The sequence below is a fragment of the Actinomadura bangladeshensis genome, from assembly GCF_004348335.1.
In the GTDB taxonomy this organism is placed as follows: domain Bacteria; phylum Actinomycetota; class Actinomycetes; order Streptosporangiales; family Streptosporangiaceae; genus Spirillospora; species Spirillospora bangladeshensis.
In genome coordinates this window covers 1-7,341 of the sequence record NZ_SMJW01000337.1, presented here as the reverse complement: position 1 = coordinate 7,341, position 7,341 = coordinate 1, and the positions used below count along the sequence as shown (strand labels likewise).

The window sequence follows — 7,341 nt, the reverse complement described above, 5'->3', positions numbered from 1 at the left end:
CTCCCCCGCCCCATCGTCGCCCTCGGCCGCACCGACCTGTGGCAGCCGCACCCCACCCTGGTCGGCGAGGTCGAGACGATGTTCGCCCTCAACCCCTGAGCGTCTCCGCGGCCTCGCGGAGGCGGCGGAACTCGGCCGCGATGCGGTCGAGGGGCCAGCTCGCGTTGAGGCCGCTCGGGTTCGGGAGGACCCAGACCCGCGCGGAGCCGAACGCCTCGTCCTGCGGGCCTATCCGCGTGCGGGGACGGCCGAACGCGGTGCGGTAGGCGGTGACTCCGGCGACCGCGAGGTAGGCGGGGCGGTGCCGTTCGACGAGGGCCCGGAGGCGGCGCCCGCCCTCCCGGAGCTCGTCCGCGGTCAGCTCGTCGGCGCGCGCCGTGGTGCGGTGCGCCAGGTTCGTGATGCCGAGGCCGTAGCCGGGCAGGAGGTCCTGCTCGGACGGGTCCAGGAGCCGGTCGGTGAAGCCGGATCGGTGCAGGGCGGGCCAGAAGCGGTTGCCGGGACGCGCGAAGTGGTGCCCGGTGGCGCCGGAGTAGAGGCCGGGGTTGATGCCGCTGAACAGGACGCGGAGGGCCCCGCCGTCCGGGGGCAGGACGTCGGGGATCACGCGGTCGCGGGCGGCCTCCAGGTCGGCCTTCGTGGGGCGCATCAGACCAGGTTACGGACGATCAGCACCACGGCGGACGTCCCGACGACGATGAGCAGCGCCGTGCGGAGCCGTCCGGCGTCCAGGTAGCGGCGCAGCGGCCCCGCGACGAGGAACCCGGTGATGACGAACGGGAGCAGGGCCAGGCCCGCGACGACCTGCCGCACCGGGAGGCGCCCCGCGGCCGCGAGCGTCGTGAGGGACAGCAGCGCGCCGGCGATGAAGAAGACCGCCAGCGTCGCGCGGACGCGCGGGCCGCTCTCCCGCTGGTAGAGCAGCGCGATGGGCGGGCCGCCGATGCCGGACGCGGTCCCGGTCGTCCCGGAGATGACCCCGGCGGCGGCGAGCGTCCCGCGGTTGCGCGGCACCTCCCGCGACCACGTCGTCACCGCCAGCGCCGCGAGGACGACGAGGCCGATCAGCACGCTGAGGACGCGGCCGGGCACGGCGGCGACCAGCCAGACGCCGAACGGCGTCCCCACCAGCCGGCCGCCGAACGCCCAGCCGAGCCCGCGCAGCTCGGCGTGCCGGACCTCCTGGGCGAGGGTCGCGACGGGCAGGACGAGCGCGATGACGAGGATCGCGCCCGGCATCAGCGACGGGTACAGCATCGTCACGATGGGGGTCGCGACCAGCCCGACGCCGAGGCCGACGCTGCCCTGCACGATCGCGCCGGCCAGCGCGGCCAGGCCGCCGAACAGGAGGAAGTCGAGATGCGGCACGCCGAGTGACGCTACATCCCCACTTATCCGGTCTGTATCAGGCGGACGCCTCGGTGAGGCGCTTGAGCTGGTCGCCGGTCAGCGTCGTCCGGACGGCCTCGACGAGGGGCGGCAGCTGGTCGAGGGTGCGGGCGCTGGCGATGGGCGCGGCGACGGTAGGCTGCGCGGCGAGCCAGGCGAGCGCCACGGTCGCGACGGCGGCCCCCTGCTCCTCGGCGACGATGTCGAGCGCGGCCAGCACCGCGCGCCCGCGCTCGGTCTCCAGGTGCTCGGCCGCCCGGCCCGCGCGGACGCTGTCGACCTTGGCGTCCGGGCGGTACTTGCCGGTCAGGAAGCCGGAGGCGAGGCCGTAGTACGGGACGGCGGCCAGCCCGTGCCGTTCGGCGATGTCGCGGCGCGCCCCCTCGTAGGTGTCGCGGGACACGAGGTTGTAGTGCGGCTGGATGGCGACGTAGCGCGCCGTGCCCGCCCGCTCGCTGAACTCCAGCGACGCCTCCAGCCGGTCGAGGTCGATGTTGGACACCGCGATGTGCCGCACCTTGCCCGCGGTGACCAGCTCGTCCAGCGCGGTCATGATGTCCTCGACCGGCACGGACGGGTCGTCGAAGTGCGTGAAGTACAGGTCGATGCGGTCGGTGCGGAGCCGCCGCAGCGAGTCGTCCGCGGCGGCCTTGATGTTCGCCGGGGCGAGCCCGCGCCGCTCGGGGTGCCGGCCGACCTTGGTCGCGATGACGATGTCGTCGCGGTTGCCGCGCGAGGCCGTCCACTCCCCGATGATCGTCTCGGACTCGCCGCCGCTGTTGCCCGGCGCGGACGCCATGTAGGAGTCGGAGGTGTCGATGAAGTTGCCGCCGGCCGCCGCGTAGGCGTCCATGATCTCGAACGAGCGCTCCTTGCCCGCGGTCCAGCCGAAGACGTTGCCGCCGAGGCAGAGCGGGAAGACGTGCAGGTCGCCGATCTTGTTCATGCCAGCCATCCCCTGATCCGATCAGACGGTCCGGAACGGCCATTCCCGCCGGACACCGGAACACTCCTGGCAGTATTTCCGCATGCTCACCGCTTGTCTCGCCTTCGCCGCCGTGGCGGCGCTGCTGACGATCACCCCCGGCGTGGACACGATGCTCGTCCTGCGCAGCACCGTGACCGGCGGGCGGCGGGCCGGTCTGCTCGCCTCGACCGGCGTGGTCACGGGCCTGCTGTGCTGGGCGATGACGAGCGCGGTGGGCCTGACCGCACTGCTGGCCGCGTCCCGCGTGGCCTTCGATGTCCTCCGCATCGCCGGCGCCTGCTACCTCCTGTGGCTCGGCGTGCGCGCCCTCTGGACGGCCCGCCGCGGAAGGCGGGACCCGGCCGAGCCCGCGCAGACCCGGACGTCCGGCCTGACCGCCTTCCGCACCGGCCTGACCACGAACCTGCTCAACCCCAAGGTCGGCGTCTTCTACATGAGCCTGCTGCCCCAGTTCGTCCCCGACGGCGCCTCGATGTTCTGGACGAGCGTGCTCTTCGCCGCCGTCCACGCCGCCGAGAGCCTCCTGTGGCTCGTCCTCATCGTCGCCGCGGCCGCCGCAGCCCGCCGCACCCTGGCCCGCCCCACTGTGAAGCGCCGCCTCCAGCAACTCACCGGCGCGGCCTTCGTAGCCTTCGGCCTCCGCCTCGCCACCGAGCACTAGCCACGCGAAACGGGCCGCCCCCTTCTGGGAGCGGCCCGTTCCGGTGGTGCGGGTTACTTGCGGATCAGGTTGCGGAGGACGTACTGGAGGATGCCGCCGTTGCGGTAGTAGTCCGCCTCGCCCGGGGTGTCGATGCGGACGTCGGCCTTGAACTCCTTGCCGTCGGCCTTCACGGTGACCTCGTCGGGGACGCCGCCCTCGTTCATCGCGGTGACGCCCGTGATGTCGAAGGTCTCGGTGCCGGTGAGGCCGAGCGACTCGGCGGACTCGCCGTCCTTGAACTGCAGCGGCAGGACGCCGAGGCCGATCAGGTTGGAGCGGTGGATGCGCTCGTAGGACTCGGCGATGACGGCGCGGACGCCGAGCAGCGCGGTGCCCTTGGCAGCCCAGTCGCGCGACGAGCCGGAGCCGTACTCCTTGCCCGCGATGACGACGAGCGGGACGCCCTGCTCGATGTAGTTGCGGGAGGCGTCGTAGATGAACGCCTGCGGCGCGCCGTCCTGGGTGAAGTCGCGGGTGTAGCCGCCCTCGACGTCGTCCAGGAGCTGGTTGCGGAGCCGGATGTTGGCGAACGTCCCGCGGATCATGACCTCGTGGTTGCCGCGGCGCGAGCCGTAGGAGTTGAAGTCCTTGATCTCGACGCCGTTGTCCTGGAGGTACTGCGCGGCGGGCGTGCCGACCTTGATGGCCCCGGCCGGGGAGATGTGGTCGGTGGTGACCGAGTCGCCCAGCTTCGCCAGGACGCGGGCGCCGTGGATGTCGGCGACCGGCTCCGGCTCGGCGCCCATGCCGTCGAAGTACGGGGCCTTGCGGACGTAGGTGGACGCGGCGTCCCACTCGAACAGGTCGCCGGTCGGGATGTCGAGGCTGGTCCAGCGCTCGTCGCCCTTGAAGACGTCGGCGTAGCTCTCGGTGAACATGTCCTGGCCGATGGACGACTCGACGATCGCCGAGACCTCCTCCGGCGCGGGCCAGATGTCGCGCAGGTAGACCGGGCCGTCGGTGCCCTCGGCGATCGGGTCGTTGAGGATGTCGATGTCCATCGTCCCGGCGAGCGCGTAGGCGATGACCAGCGGCGGCGACGCGAGGTAGTTCATCTTCACGTCGGGGCTGATGCGGCCCTCGAAGTTGCGGTTGCCGGACAGCACCGCGGTGACCGCCAGGTCGTTGTCGTTGACGGCCTTGGAGATCTCCGGCTGCAGCGGGCCGGTGTTGCCGATGCAGGTGGTGCAGCCGTACCCGACCAGGTTGAAGCCGATCTTGTCGAGGTACGGGGTGAGGCCGGCGCGCTCGTAGTAGTCGGTGACGACCTGCGACCCGGGCGCGAGCGAGGTCTTGACCCACGGCTTGCGCGTGAGCCCCCGCTCCACGGCGTTCTTCGCCAGCAGCGCCGCGCCGATCATCACGTACGGGTTGGACGTGTTGGTGCAGGACGTGATGGCCGCGACGGCGACGTGCCCGTGGTCGAGCTCGAACTCCGTCCCGTCCTCCAGCTTGACCGGGACGCGCTTGTGCGGCCGGCCGGAGCCGTTGGCGTCGACGTGCCGCGGCTTGTCGCCCTCGGTCTCCTGCATGATCGCCGGGGTGTCGGAGGCGGGGAAGCTCTCGTTGGACGCCTCGTCCAGCGCGCCGAGGACGCTCTGGACGTAGTTCTGCACGTCCCGCCGCCAGGTCGCCTTGGCGTTGGCCAGGGAGATGCGGTCCTGCGGGCGCTTCGGGCCGGCCAGCGACGGGACGACCGTGCCGAGGTCGAGCTCCAGGTACTCGGAGAACTCGGGCTCCACCGACGGGTCGAGCCACATGCCCTGCGCCTTGGCGTACGCCTCGACGAGCGCGATCTGCTCTTCGCCGCGCCCGGTGAGCCGCAGGTACTTCAGCGTCTCGTCGTCGATCGGGAAGATGGCGCAGGTGGAGCCGAACTCGGGGCTCATGTTGCCGATCGTGGCGCGGTTCGCCAGCGGCAGCGCGTGGACGCCCTCGCCGTAGAACTCGACGAACTTGCCGACCACGCCGTGCTCGCGCAGCATCTCGGTGATCGTGAGCACCAGGTCGGTCGCGGTCGTCCCGGCGGGCAGCTCACCGGTCAGCTTGAAGCCGACGACGCGCGGGATGAGCATCGAGATCGGCTGGCCGAGCATCGCGGCCTCGGCCTCGATGCCGCCGACGCCCCACCCGAGCACGCCGATGCCGTTCTCCATCGTCGTGTGCGAGTCGGTGCCGACGCACGTGTCCGGGTAGGCGACCCCGTTCCGGTCGAACACGACGCGTGCCAGGTGCTCGATGTTCACCTGGTGGACGATGCCGGTGCCGGGCGGGACGACCTTGAACTCGTCGAACGCCGTCTGCCCCCACCGCAGGAACTGGTAGCGCTCCTTGTTGCGCTCGTACTCCCGCTGCACGTTCCGCTCGAACGCCTGCGGCGTCCCGAAGTAGTCGACGATCACCGAGTGGTCGATGACCATCTCGGCCGGCGCCAGCGGGTTGATCTTCGTCGGGTCGCCCCCGAGGTCCCGTACGGCCTCGCGCATCGTGGCGAGGTCGACCACACAGGGCACACCGGTGAAGTCCTGCATGATCACCCGGGCGGGGGTGAACTGGATCTCCTTGCTCGGCTGGGCCTGCGAGTCCCACTGGGCGAGCGCGCGGATGTGCTCGGCGGTGACGTTCGCGCCGTCCTCGGTGCGCAGCAGGTTCTCCAGCAGCACCTTCAGGCTGTACGGGAGACGGGCCGCGCCCTCGACGGCGTCCAGCCGATAGATGTCGTACGACTTGTCGCCAACCTGCAGCTTGTCAAGGCTGCCGAAGCTGTTCGCGGACACGGACTCCTCCTCCATCGCCACCGCGCGTCCGGTCCGGGACATGAGCGCGCGGCGCTCTTCTTGATCTTCAAGTGTGCCCGTCCCCACGGCCGACACGAGGTGGCGGGACGGGTGCTCGTCTACCTTGATCCTGCCTTAGTCGGCCCCATCACCCGCAATCAGGGCCGCCTAACTTCCGCAGCTTTTCTCTCGACGTCAAGCTATCCCCAATTTATCTCGACATCAAGCTACTTGCACCCCTACGCTCGACCCGCCGGGGACTTCGGATGGAAGGCGGCGGAGTGGGCGTCGACTGGTACCGCATGCGCACCCGCTGCGACGGCGACGCCTTCGAGGCGGCCGTGCGAGCGCAGCGGGCGGCGTTCGTCGCGTCCCGGTGCTGGTTCCCCGACGAGTTCGGCCACCTGGACGCCCCCGGACCCGCCGACGGCCCCGACATCACCGCCCTGGTCGACGTCGACACCGGCCCCGGCAACGCGCATCGGGTGAACGCGCTCGTCCTCACCCCTCTCCTACCCGCCGAATGGCGCTTCACCATGTACCGGAGCTTCCACCCGCACGAACTCGCCCCACACGTGCGGCAATGGCGGACTCACATCAAAGAGGTGCGGGACGGCGGGCACCGACCGTACTTGCACGCCTGGCACACCTACTCAACGGGCCGGCGCCTTGCCGACGAGTGGTCGTCACTCCGGCGGCGGGCCTCGGACTCGGTTACGCGCACGAACGCGTGGGCCGTCCGTCCCGAGTTGGTGGACGTACGCGAACACATCCTGTCGCTGCCGCCTCCCACCGCAAGCCCGGCACCCCGCTGGGGCGACGAGTGCCAGGCCACCACCATCGACGCCGCCCCGTACGTCCGTCTAGCCCGGGAGTGGAACCGGCGCGTCCCCGCCAGCCAGAAGGTGCACGTGACGCAGCCGCCGTCCTTCAGCGACTTCCTGAACGACGACTCCCCAGACGAGACGCTCAACTGGATGGAGGAGGCCGCCGAAGAGGGCTACGGCCTGCTCCTCAACTGGTGAACGTCCCGGCAGCCCAACGGCCTCGTTCATCGGGCACCTACAGCGTGGAGCCCCCACCCTTCAGTGCGCGGAGACAACGCGGCACCGGCGGGGAGGACGTCAATCGGAGGCGAGTTTCGCCCACACGATCTTTCCGCCCTCGTTGAGGGGCCGCACACCCCACTCACGGACGAGCTCCACCATGAGCTGGAGCCCGCGTCCCGAGACGGCCGCATGGTTCTGCGACCGGATCACCGGCCGCCCCTCGCCGCCGTCCCAGACCTCGATCACCGGGAGCCCGTCGCGCTCGTCCCGCAGCACCCGCACGACGATCGGACCCTCACCGTGCCGATGTACCGGTAGGCCACTGGCGAGGTGCCCGCCGTCGGCGGGTCCTTTTCCAGTGGCCCCCGGCCCGAACCGGACGTGCACCTTTCAATGCATCCGGCTCTCCAGTGACTACTACGTGTTTGTCGCGGC

Annotated in this window: 7 protein-coding genes; 2 read left to right on the top strand and 5 right to left on the bottom strand. The window is 71.0% G+C overall.

Features of this window, described 5'->3' with window-relative positions:
* Positions 1 to 88: 88 nt before the first annotated feature.
* Genes mug through E1284_RS36755 form a run of 3 tightly spaced genes read right to left on the bottom strand, consistent with a single transcriptional unit; the run spans position 89 to position 2,335 of the window.
* Positions 89 to 649: a G/U mismatch-specific DNA glycosylase gene (gene mug, locus E1284_RS36765; protein WP_131944761.1), complete on the bottom strand. Its 561-nt coding sequence runs from the start codon at positions 647 to 649 to the stop codon at positions 89 to 91.
* Positions 649 to 1,368 carry a sulfite exporter TauE/SafE family protein gene (locus tag E1284_RS36760; protein WP_131944760.1) on the bottom strand — a complete coding sequence of 240 codons (720 nt, stop codon included), beginning with the start codon at positions 1,366 to 1,368 and terminating at the stop codon, positions 649 to 651. Before E1284_RS36760 ends, mug begins: the two co-directional genes overlap by 1 nt.
* Positions 1,369 to 1,405: 37 nt before the next feature.
* Positions 1,406 to 2,335 (bottom strand): aldo/keto reductase, encoded by a 930-nt coding sequence (locus E1284_RS36755; protein ID WP_207924164.1) that lies wholly within the window; start codon positions 2,333 to 2,335, stop codon positions 1,406 to 1,408.
* Between the two features lie 82 nt (positions 2,336 to 2,417).
* Here E1284_RS36755 and E1284_RS36750 point away from each other — a divergent pair, with 82 nt between their 5' ends.
* A complete protein-coding gene (locus E1284_RS36750; protein ID WP_131944758.1) occupies positions 2,418 to 3,038 on the top strand; it encodes a LysE family translocator in 621 nt (206 codons plus the stop codon).
* A 53-nt stretch (positions 3,039 to 3,091) separates the two neighbouring features.
* On the opposite strand, the gene acnA is transcribed toward E1284_RS36750, so the two are convergent.
* Positions 3,092 to 5,857, bottom strand: coding sequence for an aconitate hydratase AcnA (acnA, locus tag E1284_RS36745; protein WP_131944757.1), 2,766 nt, complete (start codon positions 5,855 to 5,857; stop codon positions 3,092 to 3,094).
* Positions 5,858 to 6,123: 266 nt separating this feature from the next.
* Between acnA and E1284_RS36740 the strand changes: the two genes are divergently transcribed.
* Positions 6,124 to 6,882, top strand: coding sequence for a hypothetical protein (locus E1284_RS36740; protein ID WP_131944756.1), 759 nt, complete (start codon positions 6,124 to 6,126; stop codon positions 6,880 to 6,882).
* 99 nt (positions 6,883 to 6,981) lie between these two features.
* Here the strand turns inward: E1284_RS36740 and E1284_RS36735 are convergent, their stop codons facing one another.
* Positions 6,982 to 7,188: an ATP-binding protein gene (locus tag E1284_RS36735; protein WP_131944755.1), complete on the bottom strand. Its 207-nt coding sequence runs from the start codon at positions 7,186 to 7,188 to the stop codon at positions 6,982 to 6,984.
* Between the last annotated feature and the right edge of the window lie 153 nt (positions 7,189 to 7,341).